Source organism: Demequina sp. NBRC 110055, from assembly GCF_002090135.1.
Lineage (GTDB): Bacteria > Actinomycetota > Actinomycetes > Actinomycetales > Demequinaceae > Demequina.
Genome location: NZ_BBRL01000008.1, coordinates 152,952 through 174,929, shown reverse-complemented (window position 1 = coordinate 174,929; position 21,978 = coordinate 152,952). Strand labels below are relative to the sequence as shown.

Sequence of the window (21,978 nt, the reverse complement as noted above, 5' to 3'; positions counted from 1 at the left end):
GAGTGCCTCTACTGCGCGAGGAACGTCTCGAAGCGCGTCGCCAAACGATCCTGATCGGGACGGTCGCCCCGGCGCGAGGGCAGGGTGATCGTCGCTCCGTGCATCTCCTGGAGGCCGTGTTTGAGCATCGGTCCATCGACCTCGTCGAGGAGTGCTGCGTTGATTTGGATCCGGTAGTCGGGGGAGACGCCTAGGAAGTTCTGGTCGTACGCCGCGTGGTGAATCTTGCACATCGCCATGCCATTCGTGACGACCGCGTCACCTGCGGCATCGGAGTCGGCGGTGATGTGGGCGGCGTCAAGAAGCTCGCCGTGCTTGAAGCGACACACGGTGCATTGCGTCTCGTAAGCGCGCATCACCATGGCGCGGAAGGCGGGCTGATGCACACGGCGCTTCGCGATGTACTCCGCCCACTCGCGCTCGATGGGCGACTGCTCGTGGTCGGCGAGATCGGCCAACTCGTCGAGCGCGATGAGCACGCGCGAGTTGTCGTGGTCGACGTGGGCCACACGTGCGGGGTAGACGGCTTGGTAGAGGTTGGGGCGCAGCTTGCGAAAGAGGATGATCGGAACGCCCAGCCGGTGTGCCGCGATCAACTTGCGGTTGTCGCCGCCGGTGCCGCCAGCGCGAAAGTCGTAGCGCCAGATCCCGGGCGCGACTTGTTCGTCGGCGTAGGGGCCGTCGGCCGACGACACCACGCTCAACGTCGCATCGAGCTGCTTCGGGTTGCGGATGCCACGTGAGTAGTCGATGAGCGGCAGGCGTTCTCCACCGACGTTGAAACCGAGCAACTCGGCACGGCTGACGAGGTGCGAGGACGGAGCGGTCTTTGCGAGTTGCTCGAATATCTGTGTACGTAGCGCAGCGCTCGCGGCCGATTCCATGCCGGCAGCTTGCCGCAAAAAGCCCCTGGAAGCTAGGGCATCGGCCGCTCGTGGAATACCCGCCCGCACTGCCTGCGTTGCCCGAACCATGAGCACACTCGGCATCATCGGAGCAGGCAACATCGGCAGCAATGTGGCCAAGGCGGCGATCGCCGCCGGCCACGACGTGGTCATCGCGAACTCGCGCGGGCCCGAGACGCTCGGCGACCTCATCGTAGAGTTGGGTCAGGAACACGCCCGCGCCGCCACGATCGACGAGGCTGCCGCGGCCGGAGACATCGTCCTGGTCGCCATCCCGCTCAGTGCGATCGAGACGCTCCCGCAGGCGCCGCTTGTGGGAAAGATCGTGCTCGACGCCAACAACTACTACCCGGGTCGCGACGGGCGTATCGCCGCGCTCGACACCAACATGTCGACCACCAGCGGACTCCTACAGAAGCATCTGCCCGAGTCCCACGTGGTGAAGGCGTTCAACCACATCAACGCCAAGGACATCCCGCGCGACGCGACGCCCTTCGGCACGCCCACCCGCCGCGCGCTCGCGATCTTCGGCCAAGACGGCCAGGCCAAGGAGGTGGCCGCGGCATTCCTCGACGACCTCGGCTACGACGCTGTCGACCTCGGCACACTCGATGAGAGCTGGCGCCTGGAGCGCGACACGCCCGGATACGGCAAGCCCATGACGGCGGCGGAACTGCGCGAGATCTCCGCGAACACCGAGCGTGTCCAGCAGCAGTAGTGCGACAACGCACGGCGGCGCGCGTGTGTCCGCGCCCGCCCCATGACGCCTGCATGACCTCGACGAAGGAGGAGCCATGAAAGCCATCCTGAATGACACCGTGATCGCGGAAGCGGATCGGGACTCCCTGGTGCGCATCGAGGGCAACTGGTACTTCCCGCCCGAGAGCATCGTGCCGGACGCCCTCGCGGTCAGCCCGACCGACTATCACTGCCCGTGGAAGGGCGACGCACAGTACTTCGACGCGCGCGCCGGAGGCTCGACCCACGCGGATGCCGCATGGTCGCCCGATCCGCTCCCCGGCGCTTCAGAACGCGTGGGCGAAAACTTCGCGGGTTACGTCGCATTCGATCCTTCGGTCGACATCACCGAGTAATACCCACACATCCTGCAACGGGCCCCTCACGCACTTCGCGTCAGGGGCCCGTCAGCGTTTATGGGCCCACCGTCAAGGATCCGTTAACGCCCCTGGGCGGCGCCCGAATCCGCGAGTAGACCGGGAGCCGTGAACGATCTGATCTATGTCGCCCTCACGGTCGCCGCCTTCGGCGTCCTCGCCCTCCTCATCCGCCGAGGCGCCAAGTGAGCGCCGCGGACCTCGCCTTCATCGCCGCGCTCGCCGCAGCCGCGGTGTACGTGGTCGCGCTGATGCTGCACGACGCCTCGAACCGGTAACGCGATGACGACACAGGCAGAAGTCCTCGCCGCGGTCGGTCAGGCGGGCATCCTCATCTCGCTCCTCGCCCTCGCCCACGCGCCGCTGGGCGGCTACATGGCGCGTGTCTACTCGTCGCAGCGAGACTGGCGCATTGAGAGCGCCTGGTATCGAGCGGCTCGCGTCGATGCCCACACCGACCAGCGCTGGCGCACCTACGCCATGCAGGTCCTCGGCTTTTCGCTCGTGTCGGTCCTCGTGCTCTACGGGCTGGGCCGCCTGCAGGCGTACCTGCCGTGGAACCTCGGCTTCACCGGTCTCGATCCCGCGGGCGCCTGGAACACCGCCGTCAGCTTCACCACCAACACCAACTGGCAGTGGTACTCCGGCGAGGCCGCCGCGGGCCACCTGCTGCAGATGATCGGCTTCGCCGTCCAGAACTTCGTCTCCGCAGCGGTGGGACTTGCCGTCGCGGTCGCGCTGATCCGCGGCTTCGCCCGCTCCGGCACCGACGGCCGCATCGGTAACTTCTGGTCCGACCTTACGCGGGGCGTGGTGCGCATCCTCCTGCCACTGTCGGTCCTGGCGGCGGTCGTGCTCGTCGCTCAGGGGGTGATCCAGAACCTCGACCCGCACTCCACGATCGCGACACTGCAGGGCGGTACTCAGGCCGCGCTCGGCGGCCCGGTGGCCTCGCAGGAGGCCATCAAGGAACTCGGCACCAACGGCGGCGGCTTCTTCAATGCCAACTCCGCACACCCGTACGAGAACCCCACGCACCTCACCAACCTGTTCGAGATCTTCCTCCTGCTGCTCATCCCGTCGGCCCTCCCGCGCACCTTCGGCATCATGGTCGGCGACCGCAGGCAGGGCTGGGCGATCCTGGGCGCGATGGCGACACTGTGGCTGGGCGCCCTCGCCCTCACCACGTGGGCGGAGATGTCCGGACCGGGGACCGCGCCCCAGCTCGCCGGCGTGGCCATGGAGGGTAAGGAGACTCGCTTCGGCACCGCCGCCAGCGCCCTGTTCGCGGTGTCGACCACGGCGACGTCGACCGGCGCCGTGAACTCTATGCATGACTCCTTCACCGCTCCCGGCGGTGCCGTGCTCATGGTCGACATGCTGCTGGGCGAGGTCGCCCCCGGCGGCGTGGGCGCGGGTCTTTACGGCATGCTCGTCATCGCCATCCTCGCGGTCTTTGTCGCGGGCCTCATGGTGGGCCGGACGCCCGAGTACCTGGGCAAGAAGATCGGCCAGGGCGAGATGACGCTGGTCGCGATGTACGTCCTCACCGCCCCGGCCATCGTCCTGACGGGCGCCGCGCTCGCCGTCTCCGTCGCTCCCGGGCTCGCCGGCATCCAGGAGGACGGCCCGCACGGGCTATCGGAGGTGCTCTACGCCTTCGCCTCTGCCGGCAACAACAACGGCTCGGCATTCGCGGGACTTGCTACCGGCACCGGCTTCTACAACACCGCGCTCGGTGTCGCCATGCTGCTCGGTCGGTTCGTGCCGATCTTGATTGTGCTCGCCTTGGCGGGCCGGCTGGCCTCTCAACGTACGGTCCCGACGTCTGCGGGCACCCTGCCCACGCATCGGCCGCTCTTTGTCGGCCTCGTCGCCGCGGTCGCGGTGATCGTCGTGGGTCTCACCTTCCTTCCCGTCCTCTCCCTCGGTCCCCTCGCGGAGGCGCTGTCATGACCACCACCCTTTCCCCGGCCGATGCCCCCGCGGGCGCCGCTCCCGTCTCGTCTTCGCGTGGTCTGAGTTGGGCGCAGGTGCGCGCCGCGCTTCCGGGCGCCGCGCGCGGGCTCGACCCGCGTCGCCTCTGGCGCTCGCCGGTGCTGTTGATTGTCGAAGCAGGCGCGGCTCTCACCACTGTCCTGGCGATCGCGAGCCCGAGCGTCTTCGGCTGGGTCGTCACGCTGTGGCTGTGGGCCACCGCGTTCTTCGCCGCGCTCGCGGAGGCGATTGCGGAGGCGCGCGGCAAGGCGCAGGCCGCGTCGCTACGGGCCACCCAGCAGCACACCGTCGCGCACGTCATCGGCGCCGACGCCGATCTCGACGACCCCGGGTTGTGGACCACGGTCGAGGTTGCCGCGTCGGAACTGACCGTGGGCGCGCTCGTGGTCGTCGACGCCGGTCAGGTCATCCCGGGCGATGGTGACGTGGTGGCGGGCATTGCGTCCGTCGACGAGTCGGCGATCACGGGAGAGTCCGCGCCCGTCATCCGTGAATCGGGCGGCGACCGCTGCGCCGTGACCGGCGGCACCGTCGTCTTGTCTGACCGGATCGTGGTGCGCGTCACCGCGCGGCCCGGCCACGGCTTCGTGGACCGCATGATCGCCCTGGTGGAGGGTTCCGAGCGCCGGCGCACGCCCAATGAGATAGCGCTGGGGTTGCTGCTCAGCTCGCTGACGGTCGTGTTCCTTCTCGCCGTCGCGACGCTGCAAGCCTTCGCGGCGTTCAGCGGCGCACGGCAGGACATCGTGGTGCTCGTCGCGTTGCTCGTGTGCCTGATCCCGACGACGATTGGTGCGCTTTTGTCCGCCATCGGCATCGCCGGCATGGACCGCCTGGTCCAACGCAACGTCCTCGCGACCTCCGGCCGCGCGGTCGAGGCCGCCGGGGATGTCGACGTGCTGCTCCTCGACAAGACGGGCACCATCACCTTTGGCAACCGGCGGGCTAGCGAGCTCATCCCGGCGCCCGGCATCGCGCCCGCGGAGCTCGCCCACGCCGCCCGCCTCGCGTCCCTCGCGGACGACACTCCGGAGGGGCGCTCGATCGTGGAGCTGGTGGATGCGCGGCCGGACGCCGACGCCTCCCCGCTACCGCGCGGGGCCACGCTGGTCGAGTTCTCCGCCCACACGCGCATGTCCGGCGTCGACATCCCCGCCGGGCACGCCGAGCGTGCGATCTCTCTGCGCAAGGGAGCGGCGAGCGCCATCCACACCTGGATCGACGCTACCCGCGGTGACGCTCGCACTGGCCTGGCCGAGGCATCGGCCGCCGAGACGGCGGTGGCCGATGCGGTGGCGGCGGTGTCGCGCGAAGGCGGCACGCCGCTCGTGATCGCCAGGCAGGTGGGAGACGGTGCCGCCGCGGCGCTGGGCGTCATCCACCTCAAGGACGTCGTCAAGCCGGGCATGCGTGAGCGGTTCGACCGCCTGCGCGCGATGGGCATCCGCACCGTGATGGTCACTGGCGACAACGCCATCACCGCGCGCGCCATCGCCGCCGAGGCGGGCGTCGACGACGTGCTCGCCGAGGCCACTCCCGAGGACAAACTCGCGCTCATCAAGCGCGAGCAGGCCGGCGGGCGCCTGGTCGCGATGGCAGGTGACGGTACGAACGACGCCCCCGCGCTCGCGCAGGCGGATGTGGGGGTGGCCATGGCGTCCGGCACCTCCGCCGCGAAGGAGGCGGGGAACATGGTCGACCTCGACTCGAACCCCACCAAGCTCATCGAGATCGTGGAGATCGGCAAGCAACTCCTCATCACGCGGGGGGCGCTCACGACCTTCTCCGTCTCGAACGACGTCGCCAAGTACTTCGCAATCCTGCCCGCGATGTTCGCGCCGCTGATCCCGGGGCTCGATGCCCTGAACATCATGCGGCTCACCAGCCCGGAGACGGCGATCGCCTCGGCCGTCATCTTCAACGCGTTGATCATCGTGGCACTCGTGCCGCTGGCGCTCAGGGGTGTGAAGTACCGCCCGTCCAGCGCCTCCGCGCTGCTGGCTCGGAACCTGTGGATCTACGGCGTCGGCGGCCTCATCGCCCCGTTCCTCGGGATCAAGGTCATCGACATCATCCTCACCGTCCTGGGCCTGTAGCGGCCACCAGCAAGGAGTTCACCATGCACTCGATTCGACTGACCGCCACGTCCTCCTTTCGTGCACTCGCCCGGGCATCAATGACAGGCCTGACGATGCTCGCCGTGTTCACCGTGGTGTGTGGGGTCGCGTACCCGTTGCTCATCACCGGAGTTGCCCGGGCCGCCTTCCCGTGGCAGGCGGCGGGGTCGCTCGTGACCGCGACGGGGGAGCGCACCACCGACCGTGCCGAGGCGGCCGGCTCCGCACTCATCGGCCAGGCGTTCGCGGGAGACGAGTGGTTCCTACCCCGCCCCTCGGCGGCCGGCGACGGCTATGACGCCCTGGCCTCGGGCGGCTCCAACTTGGGGCCGGAGAGCCCTGACCTTGTCGCCGCGATCGCCGAGCGCCGCGCCGAGGTGGCCGCGCGCGAGGCGGTGCCCGTTGACGAGGTTCCGGCCGATGCCGTGACCGCGTCCGCATCAGGCCTCGACGGCGCGATCAGCCCCGCCTATGCCTCGCTCCAGGTGGCGCGGGTGGCGCGCGAGCGTGGACTGGACGAGGCCACGGTCATGGCGCTGGTGGCCGAGGCGACCCACGAACGGACGCTCGGCGTACTCGGCGACCCCTACGTGGACGTACTCGCGCTCAACACGTCCCTTGAGCAGGCGGCTCCCGCGGACACAATGTGATCATGACCGTCGCCGATCCCGCGGAATCCACCACGGAGGCACCCTCCTCCCGCGGGCGCCTCACCGTGTATCTGGGCGCCGCCCCGGGCGTGGGCAAGACCTTTGCGATGCTCGACGAGGCGGAGCGGCGAAAGCTGCGCGGCACCGATGTGGTGATTGGCCTCGTCGAGACGCACGGCCGAGTGGCCACCGCCGACAAGATCGGCGACCTGGAGGTCATCCCGCGCCGCGTGCTCGAGCACCGTGGGGTCACCCTGACCGACCTCGATGTCGATGCGGTGATCGCACGCGCCCCTGACGTCGCGCTCGTGGACGAGCTCGCCCACACCAACCCCCCGGGGTCCGCCCGCGACAAGCGCTGGCAGGACGTCACGGCGCTGTTGGACGCCGGTATCGACGTCGTGACCACCGTCAATGTGCAGCACCTCGCCTCGCTCGTGGATGACGTCGAGGCCATCACGGGCGTGCGCCAGCGCGAGACGGTGCCGGACCACGTGGTGCGCGAGGCCGATCAGATTCAGTTGGTCGACCTCTCGCCCCAGCAGCTCCGCCGGCGCCTCGCGCACGGCAACATTTACCGGGCCGAGCAGGTTGACGCGTCGCTCGGGAAGTACTTCCGAGAGGGTAACCTCACGGCGCTCAGGGAGCTCGCGCTGCTGTGGCTCGCGGATCGGGTCGACGATGCCCTCACGCGCTACCGTTCCGACCACGAGATCGACGCGACATGGCCCGCCCGCGAGCGTGTGGTGGTGGCGGTCACGGGCGGTGCCGAGAGCGAGGCGCTGATCCGTCGCGCCTCTCGCATCGCCCAGCGTTCCGCCGGCTCGGAACTCATCGCGGTGCACGTGCTCCCCACCGATGGTTTGCCGGCTGCTCCGCCCGCCGCGATCGCGAACCAGCGGCTGCTCATCGAGTCGCTCGGGGGCACCTTTCACACGGTGGCGGGCGAGGACGTGGCCCTTGCCGTCGTCGACTTCGCGCGCGGAGTCAACGCCACGATGATCGTGGTGGGGGTGTCACGACACTCCCGGTGGCGCCAGGCGCTGTCGGGTTCGTCGGCCGATGCCATCGCTCGTCTGTCCGGCGCCATCGACGTGCACCTCGTGACGCATGAGCACGCCGGCGCCGGCACCAGGCCGCCATCGCGGACCTCCTCCATGTCGCGCGGACGGCGCGCGGCCGGGTGGCTGGCCGCGATCGCGGCGCCGCTCGTCGTGGCCTGGGTGGCCGATGCGGGGGCCGGGGGTGCTGACGACCTGTCGGCCGCGCTCATGCTCCAACTCGCGGTGGTGGTCGGAGTCGCGCTCATCGGCGGGCTGTGGCCGGCGCTTGTCGCGGCGGTCCTGTCGTTCCTCGCCCTCAACCTGCTGCACACGGAGCCCACCGGCCGGCTCGTAATCGACCAGCCGAGCGACGTGCTCGCGCTCGTGGTCTTCGTCGTGGTTGCCGCTGCGGTGGCCTCTGTGGTGGATCTCGCGTCGAGGCGCACCGCGCAGGCATACCGTGCGAGGGCGGAGGCGTCCACGCTCGCCGCCTTGTCGCGCAGCGTGCTGTCGGGCGACGACACGGCCGACGCGATCGTGAGCCGCCTTCGTGAGGTGTTCGGGCTCGATCAGGTGAGGCTCGAGCAGCGCGAAGGGGCTCGCGCGCCGTGGGGAGTTCTTGCAGCCGCCGGTGCCGACGCGCCATGCGCCGATCCCGCGACGGTCGACATCGACGAGCGGCACCGCATGGTGCTGTGCGGCCGGCCCCTCGCCGGGAGCGATCGCGAAGTCGCGGAGGCGTTTGGAAGCCAGATGCGCATTGTGCTCGAACACCGGCGCCTGCGTCAGGAGGCGGACGCCGCTAGAAGGCTCGAGGCGTCGGAGCGTACCCGGAATGCGCTGCTCGCCGCGGTCTCGCACGATCTACGCACTCCATTGGCGGCGATCAGGGCCGCGGTGGACGGGCTCGCGTCCGGCATCCGTCTTGACGAGGACGACCGCGCGGCGCTGACGAAGACGATTCAGGAGGGCACCGGGCGCCTGGAGCGGCTCATCGACAACCTACTTGACCTGTCGCGGCTCCAGGCCGGCGCGGTGCACGCCCGGCTACGCGCCAGTTCGCTCGAGGAGGTGGTGCCCGCGGCCGTCGAGCCGTGGCATGCGTCGGTCAAGATGTCGCTCCCGGAGGACCTCCCGCTGGTCGAGACCGATCCTGGCCTCCTCGAGCGTGTGGTGGAGAATCTCGTGTCGAACGCAGTGCGTCACACGCCACCCGGCACGGCGGTGCGTGTCTCGGCGGCGGCGGACGGGGCCGAGGTGGTGATTCGCGTGGCGGACTCCGGCCCGGGCGTCCCCGAGTCTCGCAAGAACGTGATGTTCGAGGCCTTCCAGAGGTTCGATGGCGGCGCCGATGGGGGAGTGGGGTTGGGGCTCGCCGTGGCCGACGGCCTCGCCGCGACGGTCGGAGCGCGGGTGGTGCCCGAGGACACGCCGGGCGGAGGCCTCACGATGGTCGTGACGGTGCCTCGCGTGCGCGAGGATCGGGACATGGGGCACGCATGACCGACGGACAGGGCAATCGGGTCCTCGTGGTCGACGACGATGAAGGGCTCACCCGCGCGCTCGCGATCAACCTGCGCGCTCATGGGTGGGAGGTCACGACCGCCGAGACCGGCGCGCGGGCGCTCGACGCTGCGGCGTCGGCCAGGCCGGACGTGGTGGTGCTCGACCTTGGCCTGCCCGACATGTCCGGCCTCGAAGTCCTCGCCGGCATCCGGGGGTGGAGCCGCGTGCCCATCGTCGTCTTGTCGGCGCGACAGATGAACGACGACAAGATCGACGCGCTCGACGCCGGCGCCGACGACTACGTCACCAAGCCGTTCGCGATGAATGAGCTGCTCGCGCGGCTGCGCGCCGCGGTCAGGCGTGCGCAGCCGGTCGACGGCGCGGTCGACGTCGCGGTCATCGAAGCGGGGACGTTGCGCATCGATCTCGCCCGGCGGACAGTCGCCCGCAAGGATGCCGAGGTGCGACTCACGCCGACCGAGTGGGCGCTGCTCGAGGCGCTCGTGAGGAACCGTGGCCGCATGGTGAGCCGGGCTCAACTCCTTCACGATGTGTGGGGGCCCGGCTACGACGCCGAGACACATTATCTGCGCGTCTACACCGCGCAGCTGCGCCGCAAGCTCGAGGATGACCCCGGCGCACCGGTGCACATCCTCACTCACCCGGGGGCGGGCTATCGGTTTGAGGTGTGACGGAACGTGAACGGACGCCGGCGACGATCCTGTCCACCACGTGGGTCCCGAGCGCCGTCAACGTCGGTGCGTCCTGGCCCTGAAGTGGTCCGCGCGTGGCGATGTCCGCAAACCCGTGCACGGCCGACCAGCACGGCCACTCGGCATTGATGCGGCCCTCGGTCGACAGCACTCCCGCCGTCACACACCCGTCGAGCGCGTCGATGAGCAGTTGGAACGGTGGAGGGACCGCCGCGTCCACGCTCACTCGCGAGGACGAGGACCCGCCGGGATCAAACGTGAGCAGCGCGAGCGCGAACCAGCCCGGCTCGGCCAGCGCAAACTCGATGTAGCCCAGGCCGACGCCGCGTAGGCGGGCGACGGCGGCATCGGCCGTATCGACGCCAGCCCTCTCAACGAGCGCGTCGATCCGCGCCTCCATCGTCGTCGCCAGCCGCCCCTGCGCCGCCAAGGCCACGGCGACCACCAGCGCGCGGTGGTCCGCAAAATGGCGATAGGCCGATGCGGGGGAGACGCCTGCGGCGCGCGTCACCTCGCGTACGGTGACTGCCGCCGGGCCGCCCGAGCGGGCGAGTTCCAGGCCCGCCTCGACGAGCGCGGCGCGCAGGTCGCCGTGGTGATAGCTCGGGGAAATCTGCGGCACCTCTTGCACCCCCTCGAACGCTGACTTACCCTGGACGGGTTCGCAATGTGAACGGTGTTTACATGCTAACGCGGACACCGAGAAGGACACCAGGCGTGAACCAGGGGAGAGGGACGCATGGCGGAATTGGCGATCGAGACCGCGGGTCTCGTGAAGACTTACGGGGACACCCGCGCGGTCGACGGGATCGACCTCGCGATCGCACGCGGCGGCGTCCACGGATTCTTGGGGCCTAACGGCGCGGGCAAGACCACCGCGATCAGGATGCTCGCGACACTCATCAGGCCCGATGCCGGCGAGGCTCGGGTGCTCGGCTACGACATCCGTACGCAGTCCGACGAGGTGCGGTCACGAGTGGCGCTGACGGGCCAGTTCGCGTCCGTCGACGAGGACCTCACCGGCGCCGAGAACCTGCGCCTCATCGCGAAGCTCTACGGGTTCACGCCCAAGGCGGCCATGCGCCGCAGTGCCGAACTGCTTGAGGCGTTCGGACTCGCCGAGGCTGCCGACCGTCAGGTCAAGAAGTACTCGGGCGGCATGCGCCGGCGCATCGACATCGCGGCGTCCATCGTGGTGACGCCCGACCTATTGTTCCTCGACGAACCCACGACCGGACTGGACCCGCGCAGCCGCAATGAGGTGTGGGACATCATTCGTGCCATGGTCGCCTACGGCACCACCGTGATGCTCACCACGCAGTACCTCGATGAGGCCGACCAGCTCGCCGACAAGATCAGCGTCATCGACAACGGCAAGATCATCGCCGAGGGCACGGCCACTGAACTGAAGGCCTCGGTCGGCTCCGGCATGTTGCACGTGCGCGTGATGCACCGCGCGGACCGCGAGGCGGCCCGCGAAATCCTGCTGCGCGAGCTCCACGTCGAGGTCGACACTCCCGCCGACCCCCAGGCGCTCACCGCGTCCATCGAGGACCGCGGCCGTGTCACCAGGGCGCTGACCGAGCTCGACGCGGCGGGCATCGGCCTCGCGCAGTTCAGCCTCGGCCAGCCCACACTCGACGAGGTGTTCCTTTCGCTCACGGGCAAGCCCGCTGAAGCGACCGAGGAGGAGGCGGCATGACTACCGACGAGACCACGGCATCGGCCGAAACCACGACGGCCCCGGCGCCCCAGGCGAGCGCCATCGCGCACGCCCTCGCGTCCTCGGAACGGCCTGCGCGCCCTAGCGCACTGTCGACCTCGGTGACCTTCGGCTGGCGCGCGCTGCTCAAGATCAAGCACGTGCCCGAGCAGCTCTTCGACGTCACAGTCTTCCCCGTGATCATGACGCTGCTGTTCACCTACCTGTTCGGCGGCGCGATCGCGGGGTCCGTGAGCGCGTATATCGCCTACATCGCTCCCGGCGTCCTGGTGCAGTCGGTGCTCTTCATCACGATGTACACCGGCACCACGCTGCGCACCGACATCGACAAGGGCGTCTTCGATCGCTTCCGCTCGCTGCCCATCTGGCGCCCGTCCCCCCTGGTAGGAATGCTGCTGGGCGACGCGGTCCGCTTCATCGTCGCGTCGATCGTGACGTCCATCGTGTGCCTGGCGATCGGCTGGCGTCCCGCCGGAGGAGTGGTCGGCGTGGTGCTTGGCGTCGCGCTTCTCTTGGTCTTCGCGTTCTCGCTGGGATGGATCTGGACGTTCCTGTCGCTCATCCTGCGCACGCCCGGCTCGATCATGGGTGTCGCGAGCTTTGTGCTGATGCCGCTGCTGTTCGGCTCGAACATCTTCGTCGACCCGGCGACCATGCCAGGCTGGCTCCAGGCGTGGGTCAACGTCAACCCGGTGTCCGACCTCGTCACGGGTGTCCGCGCGCTCATGAACGGCGAGCAGATCGGCTCGGAGCTCGCGATCACCCTGGGCTGGTCGGCGGCGCTGGTGGCAGTATTCGGTTCACTCACTATGTGGAAATATCGCGACCCTCGCTAGGAATTTTCCGGCCCCGTTAACACGGTTCGAGTGGTCATCGGTGCCACCGAGGATGCGGCAAGATCTTCCGGTGACTTCTGCGCTGGACCTCGAATATCGCACCTACTTCCGCACCCTCGACGCCGCGCTGGCGGACTATGAACTCCCGCTGAGCGCCGTCGACAAGATTCGCGATATCACCCGCGGCCTTCGCTACGAGCACGTCTACATCCCCGAGTCACGCCAGTACATCGCGCTCGAGCCGCTGGGCGCCGACAAGCCCATCGCGTTCATCACCTCGATGTACGTCGCTCTGCATCCCGAGGGCGGCGAGAGCCAGTTTTTCGAGCTTCCCGGTTTTGCCGACGCCGTCCAGGCGGCCGATGCCGCGGCTCAGTCCGCGACCGCCGCGCCTTCCGCTGTGGTCGCCTCCGGGGCGGTCACCGAGGCGGCCGCCAGCCCCTCGCCCAGCGACGGGGCTATGGCCAAGGCGAGTGTCGCATCGGCCCTGCGCCCCATCGCCCTCGTTCCCGAGCCGGTCAAGCCGGCCCCGCGCGTGACCAACATGGGCATCGGCAAGCGTGCCGAGATCGCCGAGCTGCCGTGCCCCACCTGCTTCATCGACCTTCCCGCGACGGGGGTCTGCGACCTCTGCGGCTAGTGCTGCAGCCCTGACGCCCGGGTGATGCGTGCGACGGCCGCGCGGACCTCGCCGGGATCGCGCGGCTCCGCGTCGAGCGCGCGATGGATGGTGAGGCCCTCGATCAGCGCGTCGAGCATGCGCGTGGTCTCGGCGTCGAAGTGCCGTTCGAGCGCGGCGCGGCTGCGCGCCATCCACGCGGATGTGATCGCACGGAAGGCGGGCTTGCGTGCCGCGAGCGTGTAGAGCTCGTGCGAGAGGACCAGGTCCCGATCGTCGCCGAAGACGTCCTCGAGGACGATGGCCACGACAGCTTCGCGTGCCGCGTCAAGGTCCTCAGCAGCGGTCATGCGGCGCTCGAAGCGATCGCTGATCGAGGTGGCGAATCGCGTGAACGCCTCGTGGAGCAGCCCGTCCATGCCGTCGAAGTAGTACGTGGTCGCGCCGAGTGGCACACCCGCCTGGGCGGCGACCTTGCGGTGCGAGGTGCCGGCGACTCCCTCGCGCGCGAGCACGTCCAGGCAGGCGTCGATGATCGTGTCGCGCCTTCCGGGTTCGTTGCGGCGGCCTCGGCGTGTGCCTCCGGGGCGACTTTCCTGGGTCATCGCGTCACGCGATGGAGCGGACGACACGGGCCGGGTTGCCCACGGCGACGACCCCAGCAGGAATGTCCTTCGTGACCACGGAACCCGCACCGATGACGGAGTCCTTGCCGATCGTCACGCCCGGGCAGACGATGACCCCGCCGCCCAGCCACACGTTGTCCTCGATCACGATGGGCTTGGCCGCCTCGAGCTTGTCGCGGCGCGGCCCCGGCTCGATGGGGTGGGTGGGCGTGAGGAGTTGGACGTTGGGCCCGATCTGGCAGTCCTCGCCGATGGTGATGGTTGCGACGTCCAGCGCCGTGAGGTGGTAGTTGATGAAGGTGCGCGCGCCGATGTGGATGTTCTCGCCGTAGTCGACGAAGAGAGGGGGATTGATATGGGCTCCGTCCCCGAGGGTGCCCACCAGGTCAGCGAGGATGCCAAAGGCCGCGCGGTCCGCGGCGACATAGGCGCGGTGATACGCGTCGGTGAGGGCTACCGCACGCAGGTGCGCCTTGGCCATCTCCGGGTCGTCTGCGATGTAGAGATCGCCTGCACGCATGCGTTCGAATTGGGTCCGGTTGTCGCCGGCGAAGTAGTCGTGGGCCATATCTCCACCGTACCCAATATGTGTACGAGCGTCCACATATTGGGTACCATCGCTGTGTCGCGGCGATGAGGCTCGCGATAGTTCGCGTCGAGAAAGGCAGTCCCCGCGATGTACGCACTGTTGCTGTCCATCATCTACTTGGCGTTTATCAGCCTGGGCCTGCCCGACTCGCTCGTCGGCGCCGGATGGCCGGTGATGCACTCCGACCTCGGTGTGCCGCTCGGGTTCGCGGGCATCCTCACCACGATCATCGCTGGCGGCACCATCGTGTCGAGCCTGGCCTCTGAGCGGCTGACCCGCCGCTTCTCCGCGGGGTCGGTGACCGCCGTGAGTATCGGGATGACGGCTGCGGCGCTCGTGGGGTTCTCGTTCTCCGACGCGTTCTGGATGCTGTGCCTGTGGGCGATTCCGTACGGCCTGGGCGCCGGCGCGGTCGACGCGGCCCTCAACAACTATGTGGCGCTGCACTACGCCGCGCGTCACATGAACTGGCTGCACGCGTGCTGGGGCGTGGGCGCCGCAATCAGTCCATTCGTGATGAGTTTCGCGTTGTCGTCCTCACTGGGGTGGAGCGGCGCCTACCTGATCATCGGCGGCATCCAAGTGGTGCTGACGGTCGCGCTGTTCATCAGCCTGCCGCTGTGGAAGCGGGTCAATCCGGTGCGTCCGGCGGAGGTCGATGATCCTGAGGCGGTGCCGGTCAGCACCGGGCACGTGCCGCTGAGTCAGGCGCTGCGCATCGGTGGCGTGAAACTCATCCTCGCGGCCTTCTTCGCGTATTGCGCGCTCGAGAGCACGGCCATCTTGTGGGCCTCAACGTTCCTCGTGGAGGACCGCGGGGTGGATGTCGCGACGGCTGCGGCGTTCGCGTCGCTGTTCCTCTTGGGCATCACGGCGGGGCGCTTCCTCGCAGGTTTCGTTGCGGACCGCGTGGGCGACCGCGCCCTGATTCGCGGTGGTTTCGTGGCGGTCGGCGTGGGCGCGGTCATGATCGCCGTGCCTGTGGGGACGGACGTGATCGCGCTCGCGGGCCTGGTGGTCGCGGGCCTGGGCTCGGCGCCCATTTACCCGGCGATCATTCACTCCACTCCGGTGAACTTCGGCGCGCGGAACTCGCAGGCGATCATCGGCGTGCAGATGGCCGCGGCCTACACGGGCTCCACGCTCGCCCCGCCGCTGTTCGGCGCGCTGTCCACCTGGCTGGGGCTGTGGCTGTTCCCGTTCTTTATCCTGGCGCTCGTGGCTCTGGGGCTCGCGATGTCGGAGCGTCTGAATCGACGGGTGGACCACGGCGAACTCGCCGGGACACCCGCGGCGTAGCATCGGCCCTAGTCGAGGACCGCGATCGCGTCGATCTCGACCAGCGCATCCGGGCGCCCAAAGGCGGGGACGAGCACCACGACGATCGGGACGGCGTGCATGCCCCACACCTCCTGCGAGGCGGCGAAGCCCTCCTGCACGTCCTGGTCCGCCTGGAGGTAGATGGTCATGCGGACCACGTCGTCTTGGGTTGCACCGGCCTCCGCGAGCACCGTGATGACGTTTCGCAAGGCCTGCGCGGTCTGGGCGACGAGGTCGCCTTCGATCTGACCGTGCGCATCGGCCCCGTTCTGGCCTCCCACGTAGACCGTTCGTGTGCCCGTGGCGACGACGCCCTGGGAAAAGGCGGGGGAGCGGTGCATGGAATCGGGGTTGAGGTGGGTGACGGACATGGTGGCCTCCTTCTTCCGACGGTAATCCCGCGGGGTCGGGAGCGCGCGGCGAGGCGTCGGCGTTGAGGGCGTAGACCGTCGTTACTGTGACGGAATGGACGAAAGGAGCACGGTGAGCGCTGAGGACTACGCCGTCACGCCCCACCCCCAGGCCGCGACGGCCGAGGAGCGCGCGGGATTGATGGCCGCGCCCGTGTTCGGCGAGGTGTTCACCGACCACGTGGCTCGCGCCACCTGGACGCCCGATGCCGGCTGGGGCCACCGCCGCATCGAACCCTTCGCGGACCTCTCGTTGCATCCCGGCGCCACCGTGCTGCACTACGGCCAGCAGGTCTTCGAGGGGCTCAAGGCGTATCGCTGGGCCGACGGCTCCATCCGTTTGTTCCGCCCCGAGGCGAACGCGGCGCGCATGGCCGCGTCCGCGGTGCGACTATCGCTGCCGCCCGTGCCGGAGGACGACTTCCTCGCGTCGATCGAGGCGCTCGTGCGCGTGGACCAGGAGTGGGTGCCGGACGAGGGCGAGGCGAGCCTGTACCTGCGCCCGCTGCTCATCGGCACCGAACCGTCGCTTGCGGTGCGCCCGTCGCGCCGGGTGGAGTACATGCTGCTCGCGTGCCCCGTGGGCTCCTACTTCTCTGGTGGCGTGAAGCCCGTCTCCATCTGGGTGGCACAGGGCTTCCACCGTGCAGGGGCCGGTGGCACGGGCCAGGCCAAGACCGCGGGTAACTACGCCGCGTCCATGCAGCCGCAGCAGCAGGCGCAGGACCACGGCTGCGACCAGGTGCTCTTCCTCGATGCCCGTGACGACCGGTACATCGAGGAACTGGGCGGCATGAACGTGTTCGCGGTGCGCCGCGACGGGTCAGTGTGGACGCCTCGGATCACGGGCACGATCTTGGAGGGCGTGACGCGTGCCTCGGTGATCGAGCTGTTGCGCGCGGCGGGCCGCGAGGTGGTCGAGCGCGACATCGCTTTGGATGAGCTGAGGGCCGGGATCGAAGACGGCTCGGTGGTCGAGGCCTTCGCGTGCGGCACCGCCGCCGTGGTCACGCCCATCGCGCGGCTGGTATCGCCGGACTTTGACGTGCTCGTGGGTGACGGCGGGGCCGGTGCGGTGACCTCGTGGCTGCGCGAAACCCTCACCGACATTCAGTACGGCCGTGCCGATGACGCGCTGGGCTGGATGCGGCGGGTCCTGTAGGGCGCCGGCCTTCTCGCCCTCCTCCCCATCCTGCCTCCCCCCCCTCCCCCCCCGAATTGGGTAGACCTCGCCCACTTTTTCGGTGCGCGCGCGAGCAAGGGGGAGATTGCGGTTCGTGGCGTCGGGGCGCTCTGACCGCCATCTCCCCATTGCTGACGCGAGGGGCCGAAATGTGGGCGACATCTACCCATTTCGGGGGAGGGGGTCCTTGAGGCGCTACTCCTCGGGCAGGACGTCGCGCTCGTCGAGCAGTCCCAACTCGACCAGGTTGAGCTGGTGCTCGTGGAATGTGCTGGCAAACATCACGTCGCCGGTGGTGGGGTCGGTCTCGAAGAAGAGCCAGCTCTCGTTGGCCGGGTTGGCGGCTGCCTCGAAGGCCTCGGGGCCGGTCGACCAGATGGGCGTGGGCGGCAGCCCCGCATACATGAAGGTGTTGTACTCCGAGTCGACCACGTACCCGTCGTCCGAGACAGTTCTTTCGTCGGAGCGCACAAAGTAGTCGAGCGGCGCGTCGATCTCCAGCATCATGTCGGCCTCGAGGCGGTTGCGGATCACCGCGGCAATTCCGCGCATGGCCTCCACGTCGCCGGGGTTCGCCTCGGCACCCACGATGGTCGCGATGGTGACACAGGACTTCCACTGGTTCCGCGGAACCCCGGCGTTTTCCAGCAGCGTTGCCGCGGAGTTGGCCATTGCATCTGCGGTCGGGTCGAGGCTGTTCTCGTTGCCGCCCACGTACGTCACGTTGCCGACGACCCAGCCCTCGGGCTCACCGTCGGCCTCCGGGGGCAGGGCTGCGACCAGCGCGTCGCGGGCCTGTGCCTCCGTGGAGCCTGTCGCCTCGGCGAGTGACGCCACGACGTTCTCGATACGTGCGCCGTTGGGGATCTCGATCGTGATCTGCTCGACCGCGTCCGGCACCGCTGTCTCAGTCGGCTTCGTGGACGGTCCGGCAGTCGGCGCCACCGACTCCGATACGGAAGGCGACGGGGAAGCGGGCAGCACCGTCGCATCGGCCGCCCGGAGTTGAAGGATGCCGAAGGTGCCGGCGCCCACCACCCCGACCCCCGCGAGGGTCGTGACGCCCGCGCGCACGGAGCGGTCACGGCGCACCCGGCGTGTGACGGCGCCGTGGCCGTGCGCGAGGTCGGTGGAGGAGAAGCGGGCCGCGCCGTCGCGGGCGATGGCGGACAGTCGTTCCTGTGCAGTGCTCATCGGGTGCCTCCTGCGTGGTGGACGGGGACGGATTCGGGGTCGTCGGTGGGGAAATCTGTGTCGGATACCAGGGGCTTCAGGCGCGCGACGCCGTCGGAGAGGTAGCGCTTGACGGTTCCGGTCGCGAGCCCGAGTTCGGCTGCGACGGAGGCCACGGGCAGGTCGTCGAGGTAGCGCAGCACCACACACGCGCGCTCGCGCGCGGGGAGGGTGAGGATCGCGGCGTGGAGATCGAGCGTCTCGGCGGAGCGGGCCGCGGGGTCGCCCTCGGCGGCCGATGCGCCGGCGAAGTCGCCCTCGTCGCCCGGGTGGCGTTGGGGGCGGGCCGCGCGACGGCGGTGGGAGTCGATGAAGGCCGTGGAAATAGCGCGCTTCACGTAGGCGTGTGCCTCGTTGACGGTTCCCGAGCGCCGGTTCACACGAAAGGTGCGGACCAGGGCGTCCTGGAGGAGGTCCTCGGCGTCGTCGGCGTTGCCCGTGAGGACGTAGGCGTAGCCGAACAGGGCCGCGGCCCGCTCATGCATCAGCGCGTCGAGGGTGTCCTTCCACCGGCTCATGGGTTCCTCCTTGGCGTCATGCTGGCACGAACGCAGCGCGTCGTCCCCAGGTTGGGGTCGGTGGCGAGGTTTTTCACAGATGGCCGATGCGGTGGCGCTTTGCGTACGCGAAGCGGCTTAGCCTGGGCGCACCATGAGCGACGACACCCTGGCCTACACGGTCACCCGCAGGCGACAGCAGCGCCGCATGATCCTGCGCGTGCGCGCGGACGGGTCGCTGCGTGTGACGGCACCCGTGCGCGCATCGAAAGCGGACGTCCACGAGTTCGTGACGCAGAACGTCGGCTGGATCGACCGCAAGCGCGAGGAGCTCAAGGCGTTGCCGCAGGGGATCCAGCGGGGCAGCGAGGACTTCGAGCAGGCGCGGGTCGAGATCTTGGTGGCTCTCGAGGAGCTGATGCCGCTGTGGTGCGAGCGCATGGGCGTCGAGGTCCCCCCGCGGGTTTCGATCAAGGTGATGTCCAGCCGGTGGGGGTCGTGCAACGCGACGCTCAACAAGATCAACCTCAATGCCGAGCTGGCGCGTCGGGGGCGGGACGGGCTCGAGTATGTCCTGGTTCACGAGCTCGCCCACCTGTTCCACCAGAACCATGGCCCCGGCTTCTACGCGCTGATGGACGCGCAGCTGCCCGACTGGAAGGCGAGGCGAACGGCGCTCAGGCGCAAGCGGTAGGGGAGTGGAGCATCGGCCGGACTCAAGGGTCGGTGATACCACGGTGATACCTTGAAGGGATGGCGATGACACTGCGCACCACTCCCGAGCAAGACGCGGCCATCGAGGCCCTGGCCAAGCGGTGGGGCGTCTCGAAGACCGAGGCGATCCTGCGTGCGGTCGAGGAGGCGCGCGTAGGAGCTGCGGCCGATGACGAGACCGCGCGGGCCGACGAAGTGCGCGCGCTCTCGGCCGAGATGAAGGAGCGCTGGGGCCCAGTACTCGATCGGCTGGGCTCTGTATGAGAGTCCGCTACCTCACGCTCGAGGAGATGCTCGACCTGTGCCGGGACCTCGGGATCGGTCCGGTGCGTGATCTTGGTCTGCTCGACGCATGTGTGCAGCGGCCCCAGACGACGCTGATGGGTATGGATGCGTACCCCTCGGTTGAGCTCAAGGCTGCGGCACTGTTGCACTCGGTGGTGGCGAACCACCCGCTTTCAGACGGCAATAAGCGGCTGGGGTGGCACTCGTTGACCGTGTTTCTGGCGCTCAATGGTCGCGACGTCGCCTTGTCGCTCGACGAGGCCTTCGACCTGACGATGGCGGTCGCGTCCGGCGAGACTCGGGAGCTTGAGGACATTGCCGTGAGGCTGGTGATTGCTCCGCGGTAGGCCCTGCGGCCGCTGGGGCTATGACGCGGAGATGTAGGGAAGCGCCATGACTGTCTCCACGGGGACTTCGAGGATGAGGCTGCTGTGCTCGGCCGATGCCAGAGGAATGCGCAAGTAGTCGTTCTGCGCAGCACCACTACTCAACGCTGAGATGTACTCGTCGCCGGCGAGAGTTACGGTGCCCTCGAGAGTGTCGCCTGGAGCGAGCGTCACTGTTCCGGTCTCCGAGGTGAGCAGCGTGAAGCGCTCCGTCTCCGAGACCCACAGGTCCTTCGCGACGAGCGCGAGGCCGTCATTGCCGCCGATGGTGTCGATCTCGAGGTCTGGTATCTCGAACGCTGGAGCGACGGCGTCTGCGTCGACAGACAAGGGCTTGTCGGAGGTGTTGACCACCGTCCAGTGAGCGGTTCGTGTGGCGGTCGAGTCGCCGACACCTACCATCCAGGACGTGAAGGCGTCGACGAGTGGCGCCTCGCCCACCCACACCGCCGCGCACTCGTCCATGATGATGGCGCTGTCGACGGTCGCGGCGACGTCTCGCGGGCCTTCGCCCTCGGCCCACGTGCAGTGAATGCCCGCCTGCGCGTCGTCGCGGGTCTCGGGGTCGCTCGAGGTGCGGGTGGTCGCGGTCTGGAGAAGTTCGGTGACTGCTGGCTCGATCTCGGTCGTGGCGCCGTTGGGCCACAGGGTGGCGCCCACGGCAATGGCGACCACGGCCGCGAGCGATGTCACACCGATGCTCGCCGTGCGGCGGTGGCGCGCCCGCCCCACGGCGCGCACTGCCTGGTCGGGGTCGTGGCCCAGCCCGGTGGTGGTGAAGGCGTGGCCCTCGTCCTCAATCAGGGCGCTCAGGCCTCGGCTCAGCTGCTCGCTCATCGCCGCCCTCCCTTCACGGAAACTGGAGTGTGGAGCCCGCCGCCAGCCACGGCATCGGCCGTATCGAGCCCCAGGTCGAGGCGCCTCGCCTGGAGTTTGGCCACGGCATCGGACAGGTATTTGCGGACGGTGCCGGCTGTGAGGCCGGTCTCCGTCGCGATGGCGACGGCGCTGAGGTCATCGACGTAGCGCATGACGATGCATGTGCGTTCGCGAGGCGAGAGGGTGGCGAGGGCCGATGCGAGGGCATCCCTGTCGGCGATGGTGCCGGCGTGGTCGGGGCTGGCGGAGTCGGGGAGCGTCGCGGTAGAGGTCGCGGGGCGGGTTTTCCTCCGGCGGCTCGTGTCGATCGCGGCCGTCTGCATGGCTCGCTTGACGTAGGCGTGTGCCTCGTTGAGGGAGACGTCGCCGCGTCCGCGCCGGAAGCTGCGGACGAGTGCGTCCTGCAGGAGGTCCTCGGCCGCGTGGCGATCGCCGGTGAGGGCGACGGCGTAGCCAAAGAGTGCGGGGCCGCGCTCGCGGATCAGCGCCTCGACGGTGCGCGCCCACGGCGCCGGCGTCCGCGACATCGAGTCCCCCTTGGTGGTCGTGGTGATGGTCTCACCGGGTAGTACGCAAGGGAGCGGGGAAACGCGGGGGTGGTGTCGGGTTTGGGGGTGGCGGGCTGTCTTTG

At 69.1% G+C, this 21,978-nt stretch carries 24 protein-coding genes; 15 read left to right on the top strand and 9 right to left on the bottom strand.

Annotation, left to right across the window (positions count from 1 at the left end; translation table 11 throughout):
* Nucleotides 1-8: 8 nt before the first annotated feature.
* Nucleotides 9-884, bottom strand: a complete 876-nt coding sequence (locus tag B7K24_RS10035; protein ID WP_084130194.1) for an HNH endonuclease — start codon at nt 882-884, stop codon at nt 9-11.
* Between the two features lie 55 nt (nt 885-939).
* On the opposite strand from B7K24_RS10035, the gene B7K24_RS10030 reads away from it, so the two are divergent.
* The 7 genes from B7K24_RS10030 to B7K24_RS10000 all read left to right on the top strand — a co-directional run bounded on the left by B7K24_RS10030 (nt 940) and on the right by B7K24_RS10000 (nt 10,026).
* Nucleotides 940-1,623, top strand: coding sequence for an NADPH-dependent F420 reductase (locus tag B7K24_RS10030; protein WP_373994166.1), 684 nt, complete (start codon nt 940-942; stop codon nt 1,621-1,623).
* A 76-nt stretch (nt 1,624-1,699) separates the two neighbouring features.
* Nucleotides 1,700-1,999, top strand: a complete 300-nt coding sequence (locus B7K24_RS10025) for a DUF427 domain-containing protein (RefSeq protein WP_084130192.1) — start codon at nt 1,700-1,702, stop codon at nt 1,997-1,999.
* A 303-nt stretch (nt 2,000-2,302) separates the two neighbouring features.
* Nucleotides 2,303-3,976, top strand: coding sequence for a potassium-transporting ATPase subunit KdpA (gene kdpA, locus B7K24_RS10020; protein WP_084130191.1), 1,674 nt, complete (start codon nt 2,303-2,305; stop codon nt 3,974-3,976).
* A complete protein-coding gene (gene kdpB / locus B7K24_RS10015) occupies nt 3,973-6,114 on the top strand; it encodes a potassium-transporting ATPase subunit KdpB (protein WP_084130190.1) in 2,142 nt (713 codons plus the stop codon). The genes kdpA and kdpB overlap by 4 nt, the downstream gene beginning before the upstream one ends.
* A 23-nt stretch (nt 6,115-6,137) precedes the next feature.
* Nucleotides 6,138-6,785: a potassium-transporting ATPase subunit KdpC gene (kdpC, locus tag B7K24_RS10010; RefSeq protein ID WP_084130189.1), complete on the top strand. Its 648-nt coding sequence runs from the start codon at nt 6,138-6,140 to the stop codon at nt 6,783-6,785.
* A gap of 2 nt (nt 6,786-6,787) precedes the next feature.
* A complete protein-coding gene (locus tag B7K24_RS10005; protein WP_084130188.1) occupies nt 6,788-9,331 on the top strand; it encodes an ATP-binding protein in 2,544 nt (847 codons plus the stop codon).
* Entirely contained in the window at nt 9,328-10,026 is a 699-nt protein-coding gene (locus tag B7K24_RS10000; RefSeq protein WP_084130187.1) for a response regulator, read from the top strand. Before B7K24_RS10005 ends, B7K24_RS10000 begins: the two co-directional genes overlap by 4 nt.
* Here B7K24_RS10000 and B7K24_RS09995 read toward each other — a convergent pair.
* Nucleotides 9,989-10,669, bottom strand: coding sequence for a TetR/AcrR family transcriptional regulator (locus tag B7K24_RS09995; RefSeq protein WP_084130236.1), 681 nt, complete (start codon nt 10,667-10,669; stop codon nt 9,989-9,991). The two genes, B7K24_RS10000 and B7K24_RS09995, sit on opposite strands and share 38 nt — an antisense overlap.
* Nucleotides 10,670-10,786: 117 nt before the next feature.
* Between B7K24_RS09995 and B7K24_RS09990 the strand changes: the two genes are divergently transcribed.
* The 3 genes from B7K24_RS09990 to B7K24_RS09980 all read left to right on the top strand — a co-directional run bounded on the left by B7K24_RS09990 (nt 10,787) and on the right by B7K24_RS09980 (nt 13,246).
* Nucleotides 10,787-11,749 (top strand): ATP-binding cassette domain-containing protein, encoded by a 963-nt coding sequence (locus tag B7K24_RS09990; protein WP_084130186.1) that lies wholly within the window; start codon nt 10,787-10,789, stop codon nt 11,747-11,749.
* Nucleotides 11,746-12,606, top strand: coding sequence for an ABC transporter permease (locus B7K24_RS09985; protein ID WP_084130185.1), 861 nt, complete (start codon nt 11,746-11,748; stop codon nt 12,604-12,606). Before B7K24_RS09990 ends, B7K24_RS09985 begins: the two co-directional genes overlap by 4 nt.
* A 70-nt stretch (nt 12,607-12,676) precedes the next feature.
* The gene (locus B7K24_RS09980; RefSeq protein ID WP_084130184.1) at nt 12,677-13,246 is read left to right on the top strand and encodes a hypothetical protein; all 570 of its coding nucleotides are present in this window, start codon (nt 12,677-12,679) and stop codon (nt 13,244-13,246) included.
* Here the strand turns inward: B7K24_RS09980 and B7K24_RS09975 are convergent.
* A complete protein-coding gene (locus tag B7K24_RS09975) occupies nt 13,243-13,830 on the bottom strand; it encodes a TetR/AcrR family transcriptional regulator (RefSeq protein WP_084130183.1) in 588 nt (195 codons plus the stop codon). The two genes, B7K24_RS09980 and B7K24_RS09975, sit on opposite strands and share 4 nt — an antisense overlap.
* Before the next feature lie 4 nt (nt 13,831-13,834).
* On the bottom strand, nt 13,835-14,419 hold the full coding sequence (locus B7K24_RS09970; RefSeq protein WP_084130182.1) for a sugar O-acetyltransferase: 585 nt from the start codon (nt 14,417-14,419) through the stop codon (nt 13,835-13,837).
* Between the two features lie 108 nt (nt 14,420-14,527).
* Between B7K24_RS09970 and B7K24_RS09965 the strand changes: the two genes are divergently transcribed.
* Nucleotides 14,528-15,739: a sugar MFS transporter gene (locus B7K24_RS09965; protein ID WP_084130181.1), complete on the top strand. Its 1,212-nt coding sequence runs from the start codon at nt 14,528-14,530 to the stop codon at nt 15,737-15,739.
* An 8-nt stretch (nt 15,740-15,747) separates the two neighbouring features.
* Here the strand turns inward: B7K24_RS09965 and B7K24_RS09960 are convergent, their stop codons facing one another.
* Entirely contained in the window at nt 15,748-16,131 is a 384-nt protein-coding gene (locus B7K24_RS09960; RefSeq protein WP_084130180.1) for a RidA family protein, read from the bottom strand.
* A gap of 94 nt (nt 16,132-16,225) precedes the next feature.
* Between B7K24_RS09960 and B7K24_RS09955 the strand changes: the two genes are divergently transcribed.
* Nucleotides 16,226-17,332, top strand: coding sequence for a branched-chain amino acid aminotransferase (locus B7K24_RS09955; protein ID WP_084130179.1), 1,107 nt, complete (start codon nt 16,226-16,228; stop codon nt 17,330-17,332).
* Nucleotides 17,333-17,548: 216 nt separating this feature from the next.
* Here the strand turns inward: B7K24_RS09955 and B7K24_RS09950 are convergent, their stop codons facing one another.
* Complete coding sequence (locus B7K24_RS09950) at nt 17,549-18,547, bottom strand: endolytic transglycosylase MltG (RefSeq protein WP_084130178.1); 999 nt, start codon at nt 18,545-18,547, stop codon at nt 17,549-17,551.
* Entirely contained in the window at nt 18,544-19,104 is a 561-nt protein-coding gene (locus B7K24_RS09945) for an RNA polymerase sigma factor (RefSeq protein ID WP_234986664.1), read from the bottom strand. Before B7K24_RS09945 ends, B7K24_RS09950 begins: the two co-directional genes overlap by 4 nt.
* Nucleotides 19,105-19,237: 133 nt before the next feature.
* Here B7K24_RS09945 and B7K24_RS09940 point away from each other — a divergent pair, with 133 nt between their 5' ends.
* Genes B7K24_RS09940 through B7K24_RS09930 form a run of 3 tightly spaced genes read left to right on the top strand, consistent with a single transcriptional unit; the run spans nt 19,238 to nt 20,429 of the window.
* Nucleotides 19,238-19,777, top strand: coding sequence for a M48 family metallopeptidase (locus B7K24_RS09940; protein ID WP_084130177.1), 540 nt, complete (start codon nt 19,238-19,240; stop codon nt 19,775-19,777).
* Nucleotides 19,778-19,836: 59 nt separating this feature from the next.
* Entirely contained in the window at nt 19,837-20,061 is a 225-nt protein-coding gene (locus B7K24_RS09935; RefSeq protein ID WP_084130176.1) for a type II toxin-antitoxin system VapB family antitoxin, read from the top strand.
* Nucleotides 20,058-20,429 (top strand): type II toxin-antitoxin system death-on-curing family toxin, encoded by a 372-nt coding sequence (locus B7K24_RS09930; RefSeq protein ID WP_084130175.1) that lies wholly within the window; start codon nt 20,058-20,060, stop codon nt 20,427-20,429. Before B7K24_RS09935 ends, B7K24_RS09930 begins: the two co-directional genes overlap by 4 nt.
* Nucleotides 20,430-20,447: 18 nt before the next feature.
* Here the strand turns inward: B7K24_RS09930 and B7K24_RS09925 are convergent, their stop codons facing one another.
* On the bottom strand, nt 20,448-21,305 hold the full coding sequence (locus B7K24_RS09925; protein ID WP_084130174.1) for a hypothetical protein: 858 nt from the start codon (nt 21,303-21,305) through the stop codon (nt 20,448-20,450).
* The gene (locus B7K24_RS09920; protein WP_159449215.1) at nt 21,302-21,874 is read right to left on the bottom strand and encodes a sigma-70 family RNA polymerase sigma factor; all 573 of its coding nucleotides are present in this window, start codon (nt 21,872-21,874) and stop codon (nt 21,302-21,304) included. Before B7K24_RS09920 ends, B7K24_RS09925 begins: the two co-directional genes overlap by 4 nt.
* Nucleotides 21,875-21,978 lie beyond the last annotated feature (104 nt).

Coding starts and splice junctions, on each gene's coding strand:
- B7K24_RS10035 (WP_084130194.1), bottom strand. CDS start 884: ATGGAATCGGCCGCGAGCGCTGCGCTACGTACACAGATATTCGAGCAA.
- B7K24_RS10025 (WP_084130192.1), top strand. CDS start 1,700: ATGAAAGCCATCCTGAATGACACCGTGATCGCGGAAGCGGATCGGGAC.
- kdpA (WP_084130191.1), top strand. CDS start 2,303: ATGACGACACAGGCAGAAGTCCTCGCCGCGGTCGGTCAGGCGGGCATC.
- kdpB (WP_084130190.1), top strand. CDS start 3,973: ATGACCACCACCCTTTCCCCGGCCGATGCCCCCGCGGGCGCCGCTCCC.
- kdpC (WP_084130189.1), top strand. CDS start 6,138: ATGCACTCGATTCGACTGACCGCCACGTCCTCCTTTCGTGCACTCGCC.
- B7K24_RS10005 (WP_084130188.1), top strand. CDS start 6,788: ATGACCGTCGCCGATCCCGCGGAATCCACCACGGAGGCACCCTCCTCC.
- B7K24_RS10000 (WP_084130187.1), top strand. CDS start 9,328: ATGACCGACGGACAGGGCAATCGGGTCCTCGTGGTCGACGACGATGAA.
- B7K24_RS09990 (WP_084130186.1), top strand. CDS start 10,787: ATGGCGGAATTGGCGATCGAGACCGCGGGTCTCGTGAAGACTTACGGG.
- B7K24_RS09985 (WP_084130185.1), top strand. CDS start 11,746: ATGACTACCGACGAGACCACGGCATCGGCCGAAACCACGACGGCCCCG.
- B7K24_RS09975 (WP_084130183.1), bottom strand. CDS start 13,830: ATGACCCAGGAAAGTCGCCCCGGAGGCACACGCCGAGGCCGCCGCAAC.
- B7K24_RS09970 (WP_084130182.1), bottom strand. CDS start 14,419: ATGGCCCACGACTACTTCGCCGGCGACAACCGGACCCAATTCGAACGC.
- B7K24_RS09965 (WP_084130181.1), top strand. CDS start 14,528: ATGTACGCACTGTTGCTGTCCATCATCTACTTGGCGTTTATCAGCCTG.
- B7K24_RS09960 (WP_084130180.1), bottom strand. CDS start 16,131: ATGTCCGTCACCCACCTCAACCCCGATTCCATGCACCGCTCCCCCGCC.
- B7K24_RS09955 (WP_084130179.1), top strand. CDS start 16,226: ATGGACGAAAGGAGCACGGTGAGCGCTGAGGACTACGCCGTCACGCCC.
- B7K24_RS09950 (WP_084130178.1), bottom strand. CDS start 18,547: ATGAGCACTGCACAGGAACGACTGTCCGCCATCGCCCGCGACGGCGCG.
- B7K24_RS09945 (WP_234986664.1), bottom strand. CDS start 19,104: ATGAGCCGGTGGAAGGACACCCTCGACGCGCTGATGCATGAGCGGGCC.
- B7K24_RS09940 (WP_084130177.1), top strand. CDS start 19,238: ATGAGCGACGACACCCTGGCCTACACGGTCACCCGCAGGCGACAGCAG.
- B7K24_RS09935 (WP_084130176.1), top strand. CDS start 19,837: ATGGCGATGACACTGCGCACCACTCCCGAGCAAGACGCGGCCATCGAG.
- B7K24_RS09930 (WP_084130175.1), top strand. CDS start 20,058: ATGAGAGTCCGCTACCTCACGCTCGAGGAGATGCTCGACCTGTGCCGG.
- B7K24_RS09925 (WP_084130174.1), bottom strand. CDS start 21,305: ATGAGCGAGCAGCTGAGCCGAGGCCTGAGCGCCCTGATTGAGGACGAG.
- B7K24_RS09920 (WP_159449215.1), bottom strand. CDS start 21,874: ATGTCGCGGACGCCGGCGCCGTGGGCGCGCACCGTCGAGGCGCTGATC.